14 protein-coding genes are annotated in these 18891 nt (G+C 57.5%); 8 read left to right on the top strand and 6 right to left on the bottom strand.

What is annotated here, in order from left to right; genetic code table 11:
• From K289_RS52070 to K289_RS0143615, 5 genes are all read right to left on the bottom strand, one after another.
• A partial coding sequence (locus K289_RS52070; protein ID WP_245284178.1) for an alpha/beta hydrolase-fold protein occupies positions 1–1963 on the bottom strand: 1963 nt, incomplete at its 3' end.
• A gap of 905 nt (positions 1964–2868) precedes the next feature.
• Positions 2869–3777 (bottom strand): glycosyltransferase family 32 protein, encoded by a 909-nt coding sequence (locus K289_RS48190; RefSeq protein WP_198024912.1) that lies wholly within the window; start codon positions 3775–3777, stop codon positions 2869–2871.
• Positions 3774–5144: a polysaccharide pyruvyl transferase family protein gene (locus tag K289_RS0143625; protein WP_027557032.1), complete on the bottom strand. Its 1371-nt coding sequence runs from the start codon at positions 5142–5144 to the stop codon at positions 3774–3776. The genes K289_RS48190 and K289_RS0143625 overlap by 4 nt, the downstream gene beginning before the upstream one ends.
• A gap of 148 nt (positions 5145–5292) precedes the next feature.
• Positions 5293–6456, bottom strand: a complete 1164-nt coding sequence (locus K289_RS47615) for a glycosyltransferase (protein WP_245284177.1) — start codon at positions 6454–6456, stop codon at positions 5293–5295.
• Between the two features lie 253 nt (positions 6457–6709).
• On the bottom strand, positions 6710–7507 hold the full coding sequence (locus K289_RS0143615; RefSeq protein WP_027557031.1) for a glucose-1-phosphate cytidylyltransferase: 798 nt from the start codon (positions 7505–7507) through the stop codon (positions 6710–6712).
• A 369-nt stretch (positions 7508–7876) separates the two neighbouring features.
• Between K289_RS0143615 and rfbC the strand changes: the two genes are divergently transcribed.
• The 6 genes from rfbC (at position 7877) to K289_RS0143585 (ending at position 14439) form a co-directional block, all read left to right on the top strand.
• Positions 7877–8455, top strand: coding sequence for a dTDP-4-dehydrorhamnose 3,5-epimerase (gene rfbC, locus K289_RS47610; protein WP_051311419.1), 579 nt, complete (start codon positions 7877–7879; stop codon positions 8453–8455).
• Positions 8452–9807: an NAD(P)H-dependent oxidoreductase gene (locus tag K289_RS47605; RefSeq protein WP_051311417.1), complete on the top strand. Its 1356-nt coding sequence runs from the start codon at positions 8452–8454 to the stop codon at positions 9805–9807. The genes rfbC and K289_RS47605 overlap by 4 nt, the downstream gene beginning before the upstream one ends.
• Positions 9808–9969: 162 nt before the next feature.
• On the top strand, positions 9970–11325 hold the full coding sequence (locus K289_RS47600) for an NAD(P)/FAD-dependent oxidoreductase (RefSeq protein ID WP_084788995.1): 1356 nt from the start codon (positions 9970–9972) through the stop codon (positions 11323–11325).
• Complete coding sequence (locus K289_RS0143595) at positions 11306–11956, top strand: PIG-L deacetylase family protein (protein WP_027557030.1); 651 nt, start codon at positions 11306–11308, stop codon at positions 11954–11956. Before K289_RS47600 ends, K289_RS0143595 begins: the two co-directional genes overlap by 20 nt.
• Before the next feature lie 24 nt (positions 11957–11980).
• The gene (locus K289_RS0143590) at positions 11981–13111 is read left to right on the top strand and encodes an NAD-dependent epimerase/dehydratase family protein (protein WP_027557029.1); all 1131 of its coding nucleotides are present in this window, start codon (positions 11981–11983) and stop codon (positions 13109–13111) included.
• Positions 13108–14439 carry a UDP-glucose/GDP-mannose dehydrogenase family protein gene (locus K289_RS0143585; protein ID WP_027557028.1) on the top strand — a complete coding sequence of 444 codons (1332 nt, stop codon included), beginning with the start codon at positions 13108–13110 and terminating at the stop codon, positions 14437–14439. Before K289_RS0143590 ends, K289_RS0143585 begins: the two co-directional genes overlap by 4 nt.
• Positions 14440–14506: 67 nt before the next feature.
• Here K289_RS0143585 and K289_RS0143580 read toward each other — a convergent pair whose 3' ends face one another.
• Positions 14507–15460 (bottom strand): CheR family methyltransferase, encoded by a 954-nt coding sequence (locus K289_RS0143580; RefSeq protein WP_027557027.1) that lies wholly within the window; start codon positions 15458–15460, stop codon positions 14507–14509.
• 125 nt (positions 15461–15585) lie between these two features.
• Here K289_RS0143580 and K289_RS0143575 point away from each other — a divergent pair, with 125 nt between their 5' ends.
• Positions 15586–17100 carry a lipopolysaccharide biosynthesis protein gene (locus tag K289_RS0143575; protein WP_245284176.1) on the top strand — a complete coding sequence of 505 codons (1515 nt, stop codon included), beginning with the start codon at positions 15586–15588 and terminating at the stop codon, positions 17098–17100.
• A gap of 344 nt (positions 17101–17444) precedes the next feature.
• Positions 17445–18788, top strand: a complete 1344-nt coding sequence (locus K289_RS0143565; protein WP_198024911.1) for an O-antigen ligase — start codon at positions 17445–17447, stop codon at positions 18786–18788.
• The last annotated feature ends 103 nt before the right edge of the window (positions 18789–18891 follow it).

Genomic DNA, 18891 nt, shown 5'->3' with positions numbered 1-18891 from the left:
CGCCCTGATATTTGAGCGATGGGCCGGTGCCGCTGCTGTCGTAAAGATAGAAATGCGTGCCAACCTTTATTAAGATGGTCGCTCCGAGATTCTCGACGACAGGCCCATCATCGAGTCCATAAAGTCCTGCTACAGCGCCGGACAGCCAACCGCTGAACCAGTTATGAACATGGTACGTTTGCGTGCCAAGCGTGTGCAAGACTCCATCCGATGTGAGGAGAGCATCGAAGTCCGAGAGGTCGGATCCAAACTGGTCATATCCGGAAATCCAGATCCGATTCTCAGTCGTGAACGGCGTCTTCCAGGCGTCGATGAAAGCGTCGGTCAACCGATAGTTGGTTTGAAAATTTGCATCGGTACCGTAATTCACGTCCGCTCCAAAATCGGTGTAATTCGCCATATCCGCGGGGAAATCCCACGCGGCAGCGGCATCGAACACGTCGGGATGTCTAAAAAGCAGATCAAGAGCACCGTAGCCAGACTTCGAGAAGCCAATCAGCAAGTTGTCCTCGGTGCCGGTGGTGGCAAAATTGCTATCCGCCCACGCGGGCAATAGCGTCGCCATGAATGTCTCGTAGTTGATGGTCGGATCGGTGGTGCTGTCTGCATACCACGGCGCGATAGGGAAGATCGGTTCGATGATCGTCGCATTATATCGATCCTGCACGTCGAGTCGCTGGAGTTGCTCCAGACCATCACCCCACGCTGACTGAGCGAGTCCGGCCTCGACCGGAAGCGCATAGAGAAAGCTATGTGCTACATTTGTCGACGGATGGTCAGGAGCCAGCACGCGAACGGCGAACGGTTGCAAGCCCGCAGTCGACCATGTCACCGAATAGAGCTGCGCGCCATCGGCGTCGACGCCTTGATAAACGAACTGCGGTGATGACGTTTGGTTGGGCGAACTGATCGTGCCGTCACCATTGAGATCCTGATGGAAGCTGGCCTCGATTGACTGCAGCGCGGTGCTCGCTCCCGACACGTTGCGAAGAATATTCGCGATATAGTTGCCGTTGTTGTCCGTGACCCACACCGAATACTGATCGACGCCTGGCTGCTTCCAAGCGACCTCGTAGCCACTTGCCGTCTTCTCTGCAGCAATCGGCGTGATCGAGCCAAATTGACCGCTGACGTAGTCCGCGCCCTGATATTTGAGCGATGGGCCGGAGCCGCCGCTATCGTAGAGATAAAAAAGAGTGCCAACCTTGGTCAGGCTCGTCGATCCGAAGCTCTCGATGACTATCGTGTCAGATGCTGGAGGAGGTGAAGAAGGCGAGCCAATTGTGCCGTCGCCATTGAGGTCCTGATGAAAGCTGGTCTCGATCGATTGCAGCGCGGTGTTCGTCCCGGACACCCTGCTGAGAATGTTCGAAACATAATTGCCGTTGTTGTCGGTTGCCCAGACCGAATACTGATCAGCGCCCGACACCTTCCATGCGACCTCGTATCCGGTCGCCGTGTGCTCGGCCGCAATCGGCGCTATCTGGCCGAATTGACCGACCACATAGTCGGCGCCATGGTATTTCAGCGATGGGCCCGTGCCGTCGCTGCCATAAAGATAAAAACGAGTATCGATTTGCGTGAGGCTGGTCGATCCGAAGCTCTCGACCACGACGGGGTTGGATGCGGGAGGAGGTGAAGAAGGGGTAGCAGGGCCAATCGTGCCGTCGCCGTTAAGATCCGGCCGGAAGCCGATCTCCATCGACTGCAACGCGGCGTTCGCTGCGCTATTGTTGATGAGCCATCCTGAATACGTATCGTCGCCCGGCACTTTCCAGGTAACTTCGTACCCGCTCGCCGCCTGCTCGGCCCCTATCGGCGCGATTGTGCCGAATTGGCCGGCTAGACCCGGCGCTCCGCCATACATCAGCTCAGCTACCATGCCGCCGGTTGAATAGAGAAAAAAGAAGTCTCCATCCTGGACAAGGCGAGTGGATCCAAATGTCTTAACCGTGGTCCTCATCGATTAACTCTCAATCTCACGTAGCGCTGCCAGGGCGAAAAACGACAAAAATGGAGTTACGGCGCGCCTGCTGGGCGCCTGTATTCTCCGGCGCGCCATCAGGAGTTTTTTATTATGTATGCAATTTATAATTTAAATCTATATATTTAAATGCGCGTTATGACGCACATTTAATCGTGTTGCTATTGGGGGCGCCCGGCTGTGACCTCAATGGTTCGGGATCGAGGCGGGTTGACTGCAGATGCAAAAAGGCAGGCTCCACAGGTCCGTCTCCGGACCATTCATGGGATGGCCGGTAATCCGCGAGCAAGCGTCGGGTTGCGGGTGCGCAGAAGGCTTCGGGCGGGGACGATCGAAAGTGCAGAGATTAGGGCGCAGGTGAATGAGCATCCTCGGGAAAGCGCCGCGGAATCTGGCAGGAGCGAAAATATGACGCAGTGAGATTAAATGGCGCTGGTCGCCCGACGAGACCAACAAGCGGCGCGAGCGAACACCCGATGCTTCAGAGAAATATGCTGCAAACCGAAGGAACCGACGCGCCGTTCATCGGCGAACCGCAGAGCAATCCAGCCGAGTGAGATAGTTTTGGCGTGATGATCCATTTTCGCCATAGCGTTATTTGGTGATTGTCCCCACCGGCGTATTCGCTACCGCGGTCAGCATCGTTTAATGATTTGCGACGAATTGTTTCGACCCGTTCGGCTGTTCACGAGACCGTCGTCGATATCCCCCTATCGCGTTTTGCCGAGTCCGTACGTCGATCAAGCTGGGGATGGACCTTAGTCCCGACAAGACCTCCAATCGGGTTATCGGCGTCACATCAGCTCTGCCCAAGGGCAAAACCACAATCGCGGCCTCGCTTGCCCAACTCATACGCTCGGCTCTCAACGTGACCGGCGGCTGCTCTAGTCCTTCGAAGCAACGCGAGGACGCAACGAGCTGCTTGTGCGCGACGCCTCCTGACGTCGTTCCGTCGAACTATTGAAATCTAATGACCTTCTCCCGCCGCGCTTAAGGCTCTCGCTAAGGACCGCTTTCCGTGTCGTCGTCTCCCAATACCTGTACGTAACCCTATACAGCAACGGCTCCGGTTTGCGCCACGAACCAAATTGAAGATGGACACCGTGGTCCCCGAAGCGATACCAATCCTTTGAGTCGCAGACATCCTCCGGAAACAGTACGTTCACCTGGTCGCGAGCGCCCGGATACTCTGCTAGTGTCCGGGACACTAGGCCAGGTCCTGTCGTATCGACTACAAAGTACTTCGAGCGGAACATGCGGGGGATCGACTTCAGCATTGCTTCCGACCACTCGGGATACCGCTGTGCCCGTACAACGTTTTTGATGACTGCTTCGAGGAACGGATGGCCTGCCGCCGCGCCAAAGGCATAGTTGCCAATTTCCCAATCCATGCCGTACTGCTCGATCAGGAAGCGCTGAACGCTCAGGTGCTCGAACGGGAACACGCAGCCAAATTCAAGCAGATTGTCGAGACCGGATGCCAAGAACACATCGGTGTCGAAATAGAACCCGCCGAAATGATAGACGGCAAGATATCGAAAGAAATCGTAGCGCTGAATTCGTTCGGAGAACGAGTCGAACACCGACCGGTATTGAGGAAACTCGGCATCAACGAGTTGATCGATTTCGGAATCGTCGAACAGCAGGTACTCGAAGTCAGGATTCAGCAAACGCAGATTTGCAGCCGACGCCTTGGCAAAGAGCGGCAGGCCTGTGGTCTTGTCCGTCGTGGTGTCCGGGCTCGACAGCGTGCCCCATACCTGAATGATGCGTCTTGGAATCTTGTCTGTCATCCGCATGATAACCTGCCGGTCTGGTCGCGCCGTCGCCAACTCCAGCTAGGCTCCCGTGCCATGGTCGCTGCAGCATCAGCATCGAACAATTCATCAAACTGATTTGTGAGTCGCTGCCTGTTTCTCGTCGTGGTCACGGCCATGCGGCTCTTGATATCTTCAGCGTTGGCGATCATCGACGCAAATCTGTCCGTCAGGAGATTCAAATCGAAATTCCGGATGTCAACGCAATAATTCGACAGCCCAAGGTCCGCCATCAAATCGCTGACCTTCGGGTGATGGGCTATTGCAAGAACGGGCTTGTTCAACAAATGCGCGAAGATCACCCCGTGAAACCTACATGTAACGACAAAGTCCATCCGAGCCATTGTCGCCAATAGATCGTGCACCGAAGCGGTGCGGTCGACGCTGTATAATGTGGAATTGATGCCGAGTTGATTGGCCAGAACCGTCTCGAAGTCCTTGACGGCCATCGGATCAACGCCGATGTCGGTGCCAAAAACCGTGAGGGCACACGATTGACCAAGCAGCCAAGACGCGAAGCCGGCAAGCTTTCCAATGAAAACGTCATAGACAATCTGATCCTCTTCTGCAGCGTACACGCGGGGACCCGGATAGGGAAGCGGCGCGAAGCCGACGATGGGGTGAGACCGTCTTTCGAGCGGGATTACATTCGAAGGAAGTGCGAACTGAAGACCGTAAGCACTGTCGGGATACACCGGGCACGCGCGTTTGAACCCGATCTCATCAAGAAGGTCTCGGGATTTCTGATCGCGTAAGGAGACATATTGCGCGGCAGCCAAAGCCCGCCGCACAAAAAGCTTGCTCAGCGGACCAGTCAGCGGTCCGGCGCCGACGTTCAGAAACATGCATCTGACGCCCGCCCATCTCGCGAGTACGATCCACTTGAAGATAGTATAGGGGAATCCCCAGGGGCCGTCCCTCTCGGTGAGCTGTCCGCCGCCACTTACGATCAAGAGGTCAAGGGACTTGATGTGACGATACGATGACGTCAGGAAATGCAGCTCGCGCAATATCCCAGTGGTCTGGCGAGCAACTGCGTTGCCTGCTTTGAGCAGAGAGAAGAGCGGCGGGCAATTGCGCACAAGCGCCTTCACGCTTGCTTTGAAAGTCGCATCTGTTTCGGCAGGCTTGTACCCAACGCTCCAGCCGGTTTGCCGGATAGGATGAGATACGATCCCATGCCGCGTGTTTGTGTCATCGGGGTTCATCGAGAACGCGATTATTTCTGCCGTCGGCCATCGCCGCTTTATGTTTTCCGCAACCGACTCCAAGGTCGCCTCATCGCCGAGGTTGCCGCCACCGACATGGTGGAGAAGACCGATCCTTCGATTCGCCAGCGACATGCGACCCCCTTACCTCAACAAATGCATTTGGAACAACGAGCCGGAGTGGTTGCCGGAAAACAACCGGGCGGCAAAGTGTCTCTTTTCGAGCACATGACAGGCTCGCGGAATGGAGAAATGCTACCGAAGATGTTGCACCTCGAAAAGCTCAAGCCAACTTTTCCGTCTCCAACCGCTCGCTTTGCGAGACGAGCTCCGCAAGCTTCTTGAGACGTTGTTTTCTTTCGGCCATGCCTTGCATGGGTTTAAGACCTGCAGCTTTAAGTACTGCTTCCCACCGATAAGCCCAGTCATGTCGCATCAAGGACTGGATCACACCGGTTCGCCTTATCGCGTCCTGTCGTTCGCGATCCCGGTCGAGACGCCTGATGACGACATCGATGTCCTCCGAATCATAGGGCAGGTGGGTCATGGCGTCGGGCCAATCGAATAATTTACCAAATTCCTCATTCGCGGGACGCTCTCCGATCATGATGGCTCCGGAGGCCGCGCCTTCGAAGTACCTGTTGCCGATCTCAAACTGATTGCCTCTTTTTTCCGGTCGATCAATCAGCCCGGGATTGACGATAAAGTATCGGCTCCTCTTTGCAACGTTCGCGAAAAGCGCCCGGTGTTGCTTTGCGTTGATGGACTCATGCCCGCCGATGCTGTCATAGAGATAGAAGAGGCCGTTTTCCTGGGCCATTCTCAGCAACCGCTGGTGCGTTATTTCCGATCGACGCCCTATGCTGTAAACGTCCACAACTCTCTGCGGCGGCGTCGGATAAGGACAAAATGCAATCGTATCGATTCCGATCGGCAGGAAAATGCACTTGCGGCCGATTTGCTCGGCCAGCGGTTTCACCGTCTGACTGTAGTACAGCATGACGATATCGAACTTCTCGAGGACGCGCAGAAAGTGACGATGCCTGTGCATCTGCTTGACCCAGAGTTCGTCGATGATACACACAGACGTTCTGCACATGTCTTTCGCCTTGCTGACAGCATCGATCATCAGAAAGTCGAGCGGAAAGGCGAGCCCGCCGCAGACAGCAACAAACAAGTCGTAATTCGTTGTTGCCGGTTTCGCCCGAATGCCTGGATTTAGCGCGATGGGAGCGTGGTAGGCCAATCGCATGGCGAGCATGGAACGTTTGCAATGAGGGTCCAGCTCAGGAGCGAGCAGTTCGACATTATCAATCTCGCGGATGATGTCTTCGAATTCGAAGTGAGGACACCTGAAGAGAGCTTTCCCGAAAATATTTCTCAGCGAATAGAGAAGCACGCGCGGCGGCCTACTAAGTGTGGCATCCATGGAAATCTCTTTTGTCATTACCAAACTCGCTTACCTTCACACCAATGAACGGCTTCGTCCGCCCTTGCCTCCGATCGCTCCTGAGCCCGCGATTGCATCGCTGGCTACTAAAGTACGAAAGGAGAAAGTTTTTGTTGAACAACGGATGCCGGGCCAGGGCCCACTAACGCTTCAAACGAGACGCCGCCCGGCTGAATTTCGATGTCATCCGGATGCGATGGCCAGCATGGCCCCGACGGCCAATCTCCACGTCCGGCGAGTTGAAGCGCCGTCATGCGCTGATCGCGGCCGCAACATTCTGGTTCGGTTGCCATGGCGTATCGCCACGTTCAATCATCTCCTCGAGGACCTGCCTGTCCCTGAGGGTGTCCATGGCGCGCCAGAATCCCTCGTAGCGGTACGCCATAAGCTGGCCACGCTCCATGAGGCGTTTGAAGGGCTGCACGACCAATTCGTCCCCTTCCTCAATGTAGTCGAATATCTCCTTTCGAAGAATGAAATACCCGCCATTGATCCATATCCCGGAGTCCTGGCTCGCACTCATTCCGCGCACGAGGCCGTTCTCGTCGATGTCGGCCAGATGGAAGGTGATCGGCGGGTGCACGGCTATGAAGCAGGCGATTTTGCCGCTTCTCTTGAAGTGATCAATCATTTCCGGCAGCGGAGCGTCGGTCAGACCGTCGCTGTAATTGGCGAGGAATATTTCCTCGTCCTGCACGAGATGGCGGACCGCCAGCAGGCGCTGACCGATGTTGCGCCATATTCCCGTGTCCACGAGCGAGACACTCCAATCCGGAGGAGCTTCGCCGAGCAATTCGATCTTCTTGCCGAAATGCGAGACCGTACAGTCGCTGTTTGCGGCCTGCCTGTTGTTGAGGAAGTAGTCCTTCACGACGTTGGCCTTGTAGCCAAGGCACAGAACAAAGTCCCGATGCGCGTATCGGCTGTAGTATTGCATGACGTGCCAGAGGATGGGCTGTTGGCCGATCGGTATCATCGGCTTTGGAATCGCCTCGGAATACTCGCGTATCCGCGTACCAAGTCCTCCACAGAATAAAACAACCTTCATGGCTCTTCGCCTCTCAAATCTGGAGCTTCACCATCCTTCAGCCGGCCACCGCGGGGATCTGCCCGATCATATTGCTCCTCAAATTCCATGGCAGGATTAAAAAGTTAATTTCGGCGACGAGGCGCCGACAACACATTAAATCAGATCGCACTTTCCTGGCATGGGCAATTTGTCGCGTAGTTGCAATGGCTTAGCGTGCGATTTTTTATCTCGCCTTGTTTTTATATTCTAAATCGCAGGTATAATCAATATTCTGCTTTGTCGCGGCATTAAATAGTGATAATGGTCGGTTTAATTGCAGGCGAATTAAAAGTTACGGTATTATTTTAGGCCAGCGCGCTGTGTGCGCATTTTGGGGCAGGGGCCGCGATGCATTTCACAAGGACCCAAGTAGCAGGTGCCTGGATCATCGATCCCGATCCGCGTCACGATGAACGCGGCCGCTTCATGCGCGCCTGGTGCGGGCGGGAATTCGAAGAACATGGAATTCACTTCCTGCCGGTCCAGGCCAACATGCAATTCAACCCGTGCAAGGGCACGGTCCGCGGACTGCATCTGCAGATTGCGCCTGCGCTCGAAGCGAAGCTGGTGCGCTGCACAAGGGGCGCGATCTTTGACGTGGCCGTCGACCTCCGACCGGACTCGGCTTCGTTCGGGCAATGGTGCGGCGTGGAGCTGACCGCGGAAAACGGGCGCATGCTTTACGTTCCCGAGCAATGTGCGCACGGATTTCAGAGCATCGAAGATAATTCCGAGGCGCTGTACCTGACCTCGGCGTTCTACGCGCCGGAATCGTGCCGGGGCGCACGATTCGATGATCCGGCCTTCGGCATTCAGTGGCCGCTGCCGGTTTCGGCGATCTCGGAGCAGGACCGCAACTGGCCCTTGATGCAGGGGCAGGGCAACACGCCGGGGCAGAACAACCCTATGAAAGAGAGGTTCCTATGAACGTCGACGTCGCTCTGCTGCAACGCGAGTCCACCGGCAACCCAATCCGCATAGGACTGGTGGGAGCCGGTGTGACCGGCCGGGCCATTGCTCTGCAACTGGGAACGCCGGCGCCCGGCATGCGTCTGGTGGCCATCGCAAACCGAACCCTCGAGCATGGCGAAAGGGCTTTCCGCGAAGCCGGCTTTCAGGAATGGCGCCGGGTCACGTCGGCGCGGGCGGCGGAAGCCTCGATCAAGTCAGGCATTCCGGTGTTGACGGATGATCCCTCGGTGCTCACGACTTGCCCGGCGATCGACATCCTGGTCGAAGCGACGGGAACGATCGAGACTGCGGCCGGCGCGGTTCTGGAGGCCTTCGAGCACGGCAAGCATGTCGTCCTGGTCAACGCAGAGCTGGACTCGTTGTTGGGACCGATCCTCAAGGCGCGAGCGGACAGTGCGGGAGTGGTGGTGACGCACACGGACGGCGACGAGCCGGGTGTCGCCATGACGCTTCTGCGTTACCTGCGTTCCCTCGGTTTTCGTCCTGTGGCCGCAGGCAACATCAAGGGGATGGTGGATCACTACCGGACCCCGGAAACCCAGCGTGAGTTTGCCGCGAAGTACGGCCAGGATGTGCACAAGGTCACCTCCTTCGCCGACTCGACCAAGCTGTCGATGGAAACCACGGTCCTGGCGAACGCGACCGGTTTCCACGTTGGCCGCCGCGGCATGCACGGCCCGTCCTGCTCATATGTGAGGGAGCTGACGAAACTGCTGCCGGCCGAAGAGATGCTCAAGACCGGTATCGTGGATTATTCAGTAGGGGCGATGCCAGGGACCGGAGCCTGGGTCATCGTTCACGAGGACGCGCCGCTCAAGCAAGCGCAATTGAGCTACTACAAGCTGGGCGACGGTCCGTTCTACCTTTTCTACACGCCTTTTCACCTGCCGCACGTGCAACTTCTTTCCACGATCGGCCGCGCGGTGGTTCATCAGGATCCGACGGTGGCGCCGCTCGCGGGGCCGGTCTGCGAGGTGCTCACCATCGCCAAGCGCGACCTCAAGGCCGGCGAGCGTCTGGATGGCGTCGGTGGCTTCTGCTCCTATGGCTTGATCGACAATCGCGCGGCGGCCAGAGCCGTCGACGCGTTGCCGATCGGCTTGTCCGAAGGCTGCGTGCTGCGGCGGGACATCGCGAAGGATGCGGTCATTTCCTTCAACGATGTCGAGTCACCGCGCGGCCGGTTGGCGGAGAAGCTTTGGCGGGAGCAGAACCAGCGCTGGCCATTGGAGACGGCTCCTTCGCGCTCGCAATCCACGCAAGCGCCGCTCGGATCGGAGAAGGACACGCAACTCTCCCCCATTTGAGCCAACGCGATCCGGAAATGCAGGAAGGGGCTCGTCTCATGGCAAACAAAAGAGCGCCAGGGCCCCGAACGCGCCACCCAAGACGACGCCGACTGGCTGAAAGCCTTTTGGTGACAGGATTGGTGGCGAGTCCATCGAATAATCGCAAGGGATGAACTGGCGATGACGAGTATCACGATACTGGGTACGGGAATGGCGGGTTTCGGTGCTGCGCACGCCGCGCAGGCGGCCGGCGCACCACGCCCCGTGATGTACGACATGCACGATTACGTCGGCGGCCATACCGCGTCGCACGAGTTTCCGGGCGGCTGGGTCTTCGATGAAGGGCCGCACGTGTCGTTCACTGACGATGGCCGCATCAAGGATCTGCTCGCGGCCAATATCGGCGGCAAATACGAAAGCACGCCGACGCGGATCAACAACTATTGGCGGGGGCACTGGATCAAGCATCCGGCCCAGGTCAACCTGTACGGATTGCCGACCGACCTGGTCACCAAGATCATGCTGGAATTCGTCGAAGTGGCGCAGCGCACCGAAACGCCGCCAATTCGCAACTACGAGGACTGGCTGCGCGCAAGCTACGGCAAGACGTTTTCGGAAACGTTTCCGATGGAATACACGTGGAAATACCACACCACGACGGCGTCCAACCTGAGCACGGAGTGGATTGGCCCGCGAATGTATCGCCCGAAGCTCGATGAGGTGTTTCGCGGCGCCCTGGAGCCGAGCACGGCCAATGTGAACTACAACAGCGGCTTTCGCTATCCAAGTCGCGGCGGCTTTGTCAGCTACCTCAAGCCGTTCAAAAAAATGGCCGACATCAAGCTCGGTCACAAGGTCGTTCGCATCGATCCGAAGGCACGCCTGCTGCACTTCAAGAACGGCGCGGCGGCATCATACGACGCCCTGATTTCGTCGATTCCGCTGCCTGAGCTGATACCGATGATCGAGGGAGTACCGCGAGACGTTCTCGAGGCGGCCGAACGGCTGGCCTGCAGCGAAGCCGTCATCGTCAACCTCGGCATCGATCGGGAAGACCTCATCGACGCTCACTGGACCTACTTCTACGATCGCGACATCTTCTTCAGCCGTCTCAGCACGCCGCATCTGCAATCTCCGCACAACGTTCCTCCCGGATGCGGGAGCCTGCAGGCGGAGTGCTACTTCTCCAAGAAGTACAGGCCCCTCGACCGGCGGCCCGAGGATTGCATCGAGCCGGTCATCGCCGGTCTCAGGCAGTGCGGCATATTGCGCGAGGACGATCGCATCCTGTACCGCGGCGCCATGCACATTCCCTATGCCAACGTGATCTTCGATCTGGAGGCGACGTCCTGCACGGCAGCGGTTCACGGCTTCCTCGACGATATCGGCATCGCATATTGCGGCCGCTATGGGGATTGGGCCTACCTTTGGACCGACCAATCCTTCGTCAGTGGCGAGAAAGCGCTCAACAAGGCGCTTTCCAGAACCAGCCGGCGATCCTCTCTGGGCGAAGACCATGCTGCGATTCAAGCCTGATCTCCCTGCGGACGGTACGATCCTCTGCTTGGGCGCCCATTGCGACGACATTGAGATCGGATGCGGCGGGACGCTGATCGAGCTGCATAAGCGCTATCCTCGATTGCGTTTCGTTTGGGTGCTCTTCTCCGGAGATGACGTGCGCGAGCCCGAGACGCGCGCAGCAGCCGAATCGCTGCTGGGCGCAGCGGGCGCCGATCTCACTGTGCATGTTCACAGGTTTCGCGGCAGCTATTTCCCGTCCTGTGTGGCCGACGTCAAGGACGCGTTCGAGGACATGCGCAAGTGGGGCGCACCGGATCTTATCATGACTCACTACCTCACCGACCGGCATCAGGATCATCGCGTCATTTCGGAGCTGACGTGGAACACCTTCCGCAATCACACGATCCTGGAATACGAGATTCCGAAATATGAAGGGGATCTGACGCACCCGGGAGTTTTTTGTCCGCTGTCGGAGGCGACAGTCGACAAGAAGGTGTCGACCCTGCTGAAGAGTTTTCCCTCACAGATCAATCACCAATGGTTCGACGCGGACCTGTTTCGCGGTCACATGCGCCTTCGCGGTGTCGAGTGCAACTCGCCAACGCGCTACGCCGAGGCTTTCCACGCGCGAAAGCTCGTTCTCTAGGTTCAAATGATGGAATCTTCGTACATGCGCAAGCACAGACAGTTGATTGGGTTGCAGGAGCTCCTGGATGAAGACCTGGATGCGATCTGTGCGGATCTAGCCGCCGAGTTCGGCGCCATGTCCGGCGGAAGATTGCTCGTGACGGGCGGCGGCGGATTCCTCGGATACTACCTCGTTCAATCCGTTCTGCACTGGAATGATACGCGCGCGGCCGGCGGCAAGATCAATGTCGCGGTGTACGACAATTACGCGCGCGGTGTGCCCGAATGGCTCGAAGCCCTGCGCGGGCGCGCTGACCTGGAATTGCGGCGCCATGACATGATCGAACCGCTGCCGAAGGATATCGGCCATTTCGATTATGTCGTCCACGCTGCGGGCATCGCTTCACCCATCTTCTATCGCGCCCAACCGCTCAAGTGCATCGACGCGAACGTCAACGGCTTGCGCAACCTGCTGGACTATGCCGTGGCGGAGCGAGACAGGGGCCAGCCGCTGCGCGGGTTTCTGTTCTATTCGTCGAGCGAGATCTACGGCGACCCCGTATCGGCGGCCATACCGACACCCGAGGACTACCGGGGCCACGTCTCCTGCACCGGCCCTCGGGCCTGCTACGACGAGACCAAGCGCTTCGGTGAGACGATGTGCGTCGTCTACGCCAGGCAGGAGGAAATCCCGGTGCGCATGGCGCGGCCGTTCAACAACTACGGTCCTGGATTGAAGATTACCGATGGACGCGTGATATCGGACTTTGCGAAGGATATTTTCGCGGGGCGCGACATCGTCATGCTGTCCGACGGCAGCCCGACGCGGACCTTCTGCTACGCGACCGATGCGATTACCGGCTACTTCAAGGTTCTGGTGCGCGGCGGTGCCGGCGAGCCCTATAACATCGGCATCGACCGTCCGGAAATCTCCATCGCCAATCTGGCGGAGCTCATCGTCAAGGCGGCTGCCGAAGTCTGCGGTTACCGGGGCAAGGTCGTGTTGGGCAAGAGCAACGAAGCAGATTATTTGATCGACAATCCGAACCGCCGTTGCCCCGTCATCGACAAGGCGCGCAATGAACTCGGCTTCGCGCCCAAGGTCCTGATCGAGGACGGCATCTACCGATCGTTGATCTGGTACAACCACAACCGGAATGCGGCCGCGCAATGAAGATTTCAATCATCGGCACGGGCTATGTGGGTTTGGTGACGGGCGCTTGCCTCGCCGAGTGCGGGCACGACGTCACCTGCGTGGATGTCGATCCCGGCAAGGTCGAGATGATCAACTCGGCGCGGTCGCCGATCCACGAGAAGGGCTTGTCGGAGCTCATGGAGCGCCACGTCGGCCGGCGCTTGCGGGCATCCACGGATTTGGCCGCGGCGGTAGCGGCGACCGACGTGACGTTCATTGCGGTGGGGACGCCTGCCGCCGACGGCAAGATCGATCTTTCCTATGTCGAGGCGGCAGCCTCCGAGATCGGTGGTGCGCTTCGGCGCAAGGCCAGCTACAGCACCGTGATCGTCAAAAGCACGGTCATACCCGGAACGACGGTGGGTGTTGTGCGAGCAGCGCTCGAACGAGCATCCGGCAAGATTGCGGGGCAAGGGTTCGGACTGGGCATGAACCCGGAGTTTCTGACCGAGGGCACCGCGGTCTCTGACTTCTCCTATCCGGACCGGCTGGTGCTCGGGGGTATAGATGCCCGCACGCATGATGTCCTGCGCGACCTCTACTCCGGCTTCGACAAAGCGGTGCCGCGCATCGTGACCAGTCCGACGACTGCGGAGATGATCAAGTACGCGTCGAACGCCGTGCTGGCTACCATGATCTCGTTCTCGAACGAGATTGCGCGCTTGTGCAGGGCGGTCGGCAATGTGGACGCAGCCGACGTGATGCGCGGCGTGCATCAAGCCGGATATTTCACAACGCGTATTGGCGGCGAGAGAGTGACGGCGCCCATTGTCGGCTTCCTGGAGCCAGGCTGCGGGTTCGGCGGGAGCTGCTTGCCCAAGGACGTTACAGCATTGATAGGCCAGGGGCGCGAAAAGGGCCTGACGCTGAATCTTCTGCAGAGCGTTCTCGACGTTAACAAGGGACAGATCGACGAGATAATGGGTTTGATCCGGCGCCATTTCGCGTCGCTGCAGGATGTGACGGTCACCATACTCGGAATCGCGTTCAAGCCCGATACGGATGACGTGCGCGAATCCCCGGCTTTTCCGATCATTCGCAAACTCAAGATGGAAGGCGCGCGTGTGACGGCCTATGACCCTGTCGCGCGCCCGAATGGACACGCGGATCTGACGGACGTGGATCTGGCGGAATCGCTCCGCGAGGCGGTCGCCAACGCGCAGGTCGTTATTCTGGTCACGCGATGGAAGGAGTTCTTACAGCTCGCTGGCTTGCTGAAAGAGCTTGGCAGACGTCCTCTGGTCGTCGATGGGCGCCGTGTTCTCGATCCGGAGGCCTTCGCGCACTACGAGGGCATCGGGCGTTAGTGGCGCTTGACCTCGGATCAAGGGAGGAGTCTATCGCGTTTGGCGAGTCGAAGATCGACCTCGGCTTCTAGCCGTTTCCGTCGTTGACCTCAAAGAATGCCGCATATCGACTACGCCAATTGGGCTTGCTGCGATTTAGCGGTTCAAGACCCCACCACTTCCAGGGCCAGTCATTTCGGACGCAAGGATCTCCGTCGTGGATTTGCTCGAGCAACTCTGGGATCGGCCGCCATCCAAGCTCTCGCGCGACCTTTGCTCGAACATCGAGATCGACGCCCGAAACAAACAGGCATCCCCCACGATCGAGCAGACCCGCAATATTCCGCAGACAGCTCTCTGCCGCTGGCGGCTCCATATGGCAAAGGAAATTGTTGGCCACCACGATGTCCTGAGGTCCCAAAGCGCGGATCAGCTCGGGCGAAGAAGCATCGCCAAGCTGCCACGTAATCCCCTCTCGGAGCCAGGGCTTTACACTGGCCGCGTCGCCTTTCCAGTCGAACATATGCTCCATTTCGTGCGCGGTCAGGCGCTCGAAGATCGAGGAGCCGACCAGTCCGGTGGTATCGGACGCGTACACGCCATTTTCAGCAAAGTTCAGAATCTTCTGCGAAATGTCCACCGCGCGCACGGAAACCTTGAGGTCGGGTCGAGCCGAGCGAATTGTCCAAAGGATCGAGTAAACCTCGGCGCCAGCACTGCACGCGAGCACGGCAATTCTCAAGGTTGCGCCCTTTGGCTTCTTGTCGGCAATACGGCGCATCAGTTCCAAGGCTGGACGGTTTCGGAGAAAGAACGTTCCGAAATACTGTTCTCGCGTGGCGCTGAGGCGAACCAGGCTCTGAAGCCAGGTTCCGTACGCGTGAACAGGATTGGAATTCTGGAGGCCGCGCGGAATGAATTCCCAGAGCGGCTTGTTAAACCGCAAATAGGCCGTGGCAGGCGACTTTCCAAACAATCTCAACTTTGCCGCTCTCGCGAAGATCGACTGAGAAGCGTCATAGACGGGTTCACTGACTTTCATGAGAAAATTCCTTGCTCGGTAACCAAGCCACCATCGTCGCGAAGTATCTGCAGCCGGTTTATCAATTATGGGAAGCGAGATTAATCCGAAGGTGTATTATACAGTTATTTTCTGGATGAGCGAAGGTGATTAATAACGGTATGGTTGACAGCGTAGCGGGTTATTTTGAGGACCACAGTGACTCGAAAGATCTGGGGCGCCGCGCCTTGCGCGGTGGCTTCGTCGCCGTCGCGATGCAATACGGGAATGGCGCTCTCCAGATCGTTTCCGCGGTCATCCTGGCCCGGCTCTTGGCGCCGGAGGATTTTGGGCTGGTCGCGATCGTCACGGTTCTGACGAGCTTTGCTCCACTGCTCATCGACTTTGGCCTCGGAGACGCTACAGTACAAAAAAGTAAGATAACGCGAGGGCAGGTCAACTCCCTTTTTTGGCTCAGTAGCGGCATTGGGTTGGCCGTTGCGGTGATCGTGGCTGCCTGCAGCCCGTTGATTGCATGGATATATGGCGAGCCCCGGCTGGAGCCGATCGCGCTGTGTATTGCAATCACTTTCGTGCTGGGAGGAGTGTCAAACCAGCACTTGGCGCTTTTACGACGTTCGATGCAGTTCAGTAAGATCGCCAACATACAGGTTCTCAGCACACTGGCAGGAATTGTCGTTGCGGTCGTTGTCGCAATTTTCGGATCGGGTTATTGGGCGCTGGTGCTGCGTCCGGTCGTAAGCACGTTCTGTATTGCCGTTGGGGCGTGGTTTGTATGCCGATGGAGACCTGGATTTCCGGCCTTTGACAGTGACGTGAGGCCGATGATCCGGTTTGGCCAACACGTGGTAGGTTTTTCGGTCATTTATACGATGGCCAAATCGGTCGACCGGATTGCGCTGGGCTTGTTCTACCGGCCTGACCAGGTTGGATATTATCAAAACGCCACCGCGCTGTATGAGAACTCGATCTTCTCGGCACTTATTCAGCTACACATGGTCGCAAGCGCGGCCCTCAGCAAACTTCAATCCGATCCAGCCGCTCTTCGGAAAAAGTACGAAGCCGCATTGTCTACGCTGGCATTCTTCTTCATGCCCGCGGCGGCGATTCTGTCGGTCGTCGCGGAAGACCTGACGGTGATATTGTTGGGAGAGAAGTGGCGGATGGCCGGCTTAATCCTGAGCATTCTCGCCTTGCGTGGCGTTCTCCAGGTCGTTGAGGGCTCACAGGGCTGGTTGCATCTTTCCATCGGGAGAGCAGACCGCTGGCGCAACTGGGGAATCATTACGGCTGTTGTTCAGGTCGTGGCGATTATCGGAGGCCTGCCCTTCGGTGCCAAGGGAATCGCCGTTGCAATTGTTGTGGCGAGTTCGCTCCTTGCCGTACCTTCGATAACCTATGCTGGTCGTCCCATAGGTATTGGCGCTGCGCTCGTGATCCGGGCCGTCGGCATCCAACTGATCGGCGCAATCTGTGCTGCAGGGGCAGGCTGGTGGTTGCAAGTGGAGGCTTTTGCCGACTATTCCAGCTTCGTTCGCGTCTTGTTGTTGGGCGCTTGCTGTACTTGCATCTACCTCGCTATCGTCGTGGGCATGTTTCGGCTTGTCGAGCCGATCAAGGTCGCCGGCTCGATCGTGCAGGACCTGCTGGGGAATCGATAGCGCATGGTCAAGCCGTCGCGCGACGGCCGCTTCGCTGCGCGGGATGAATTCCATGCCGCAATCGTAAAAGCGCTTTATACGTTGCGGTAAGATTCCAGGATGACATCCGAGGCGAGGCGACGATGTTGCAGGAAGGCGTAGGCTATGATGGTCATCAGTGCGTTGACGATGAAGACCTTGCCAGGATCGCGCCTCGATGTACCATTGTCTAGCTGCCGCCGCGTCGTTCAACAATTTCGACTTCACATTAAACGGGACATATTCGACCCATTATGAGCTCAATTAGAAGATCCGGACCTTATGTGTTCCGATGGAGTTATTTAGATCTAGCATCTGCCTTCTTCGTGCTGCACACGGTTGGCGTGTTTGGCATTTTATCTCGGATGTATTATGGCGAGTCTCAAGACGGACCCGCGACCACGACGGCATTGGCAGCGGCCTTGAATCTTGGATTTGTGTGGGCTTGTCTCGCGCTGTTTTTGGCCAGAGTCCGTACGACCAAGGGCATTAGCACTGGGGAGCTCCTTGCTATTTCCTTGGTATCGTTTTTCCTGCTCTCAATCGCTTGGTCGGTCGACCCGTGGACCACAGCGCGACGGGGGGGATTATATGTGTTCTTTGTTCTTGGCGTGATCGGCATGGCGGCCCGTCTGACTGATCGTGAGTTCACGGGTTTGATGAGCACGGTCTGCTTGCTATCGGCCGTTGCTTCGCTCGCGTTGCTCGCCTTTGATCCGAGAAGCGCGCTCGCGCTCCCCGATTTGTTCGAGTCTCTCGTGACCCCCGCCGAGGTCCCGCTCGCGTTACGAGGAATCTTCGTTGCTAAAAATGTACTTGGTCAAGTGATGGCCGCAGGTGTGCTTGCTAACATGCATATCCTGCGGGCCGCGGCGAGCAGGCAGGCGCGATTTTGGAGCGTCGTTAGGTCGATAGTGTTCCTAGTGGTGGTGCTTGCCAGCAGATCTTCAACTTCAATCTCGGTAACCCTCTATTTGTGTCTAATGACGTTTTTCATCTGTCTCTACAGAAGGGGCGGACTTACACGGGTTCTGAGTACATCTGTAGCAGTTCTTTCGGGAGCGATCGCCCTGGCTTTGACTCTGTTCCCGGATCCCGTACTAGAAATACTCGGAAAAGACGCAACGCTAACTGGTCGTACAGAACTTTGGGCTCTAGTAGTAGAAAAAATCTATGAACGACCAATCGCGGGCTGGGGTTATTTCGCATTCTGGGGGGCGGCCAATTCAGCTGCAAACGCGATTTCTGAAGAGTTGGGCTGGGCAAATATTCCGACCGCCCACAATGGATTATTGGAGATGTTGGTGGAGGTAGGCGTGATAGGCACGACATTGATCTCCGTCATCTTCTTAAGAAGCGTATGGTCGGCGTACCGCTGCTTGCGAACGTCAGCCAGAGAACTCGGAACATCATCATTGCTGTGCAGCGGTGCTATCGTCATCATTGGAGTGACAGAGCCGGTTTTGATCGACTTTTCTAGCGCTTGGACAATACTCTTCTTCGTATTCTGGCTCATGTGCGAAGGAACAATGAGAGCAGTACGGCGGCAGAATTATCTGACGCACCGACGGCTTGGGCAGTCGCAGGCTCACGATCCGGCAGCAGTGTTAGCGCGGCAATCTAGTCGTCGTAACTCGACCGGCGCCGACGTTCAACGCCTAAAACCTTGACCTGCATTCACTGCGTCCAGGCGTTCACCGACTTCGGTATCGAAAGCCTGATCGAACTCATCCGGACCGACCCGCCACTGCATATTTCTTCCAGGAGGAGTTA

This window comes from Bradyrhizobium sp. Cp5.3 (assembly GCF_000426265.1).
GTDB classification, from domain to species: domain Bacteria; phylum Pseudomonadota; class Alphaproteobacteria; order Rhizobiales; family Xanthobacteraceae; genus Bradyrhizobium; species Bradyrhizobium neotropicale.
Note: the sequence above shows the minus strand (reverse complement) of the source record. Positions and strands in the feature narration are given on the sequence as shown.

Coding starts and splice junctions, on each gene's coding strand:
- K289_RS48190 (WP_198024912.1), bottom strand. CDS start 3,777: ATGACAGACAAGATTCCAAGACGCATCATTCAGGTATGGGGCACGCTG.
- K289_RS0143625 (WP_027557032.1), bottom strand. CDS start 5,144: ATGTCGCTGGCGAATCGAAGGATCGGTCTTCTCCACCATGTCGGTGGC.
- K289_RS47615 (WP_245284177.1), bottom strand. CDS start 6,456: ATGACAAAAGAGATTTCCATGGATGCCACACTTAGTAGGCCGCCGCGC.
- K289_RS0143615 (WP_027557031.1), bottom strand. CDS start 7,507: ATGAAGGTTGTTTTATTCTGTGGAGGACTTGGTACGCGGATACGCGAG.
- rfbC (WP_051311419.1), top strand. CDS start 7,877: ATGCATTTCACAAGGACCCAAGTAGCAGGTGCCTGGATCATCGATCCC.
- K289_RS47605 (WP_051311417.1), top strand. CDS start 8,452: ATGAACGTCGACGTCGCTCTGCTGCAACGCGAGTCCACCGGCAACCCA.
- K289_RS47600 (WP_084788995.1), top strand. CDS start 9,970: ATGACGAGTATCACGATACTGGGTACGGGAATGGCGGGTTTCGGTGCT.
- K289_RS0143595 (WP_027557030.1), top strand. CDS start 11,306: ATGCTGCGATTCAAGCCTGATCTCCCTGCGGACGGTACGATCCTCTGC.
- K289_RS0143590 (WP_027557029.1), top strand. CDS start 11,981: ATGCGCAAGCACAGACAGTTGATTGGGTTGCAGGAGCTCCTGGATGAA.
- K289_RS0143585 (WP_027557028.1), top strand. CDS start 13,108: ATGAAGATTTCAATCATCGGCACGGGCTATGTGGGTTTGGTGACGGGC.
- K289_RS0143580 (WP_027557027.1), bottom strand. CDS start 15,460: ATGAAAGTCAGTGAACCCGTCTATGACGCTTCTCAGTCGATCTTCGCG.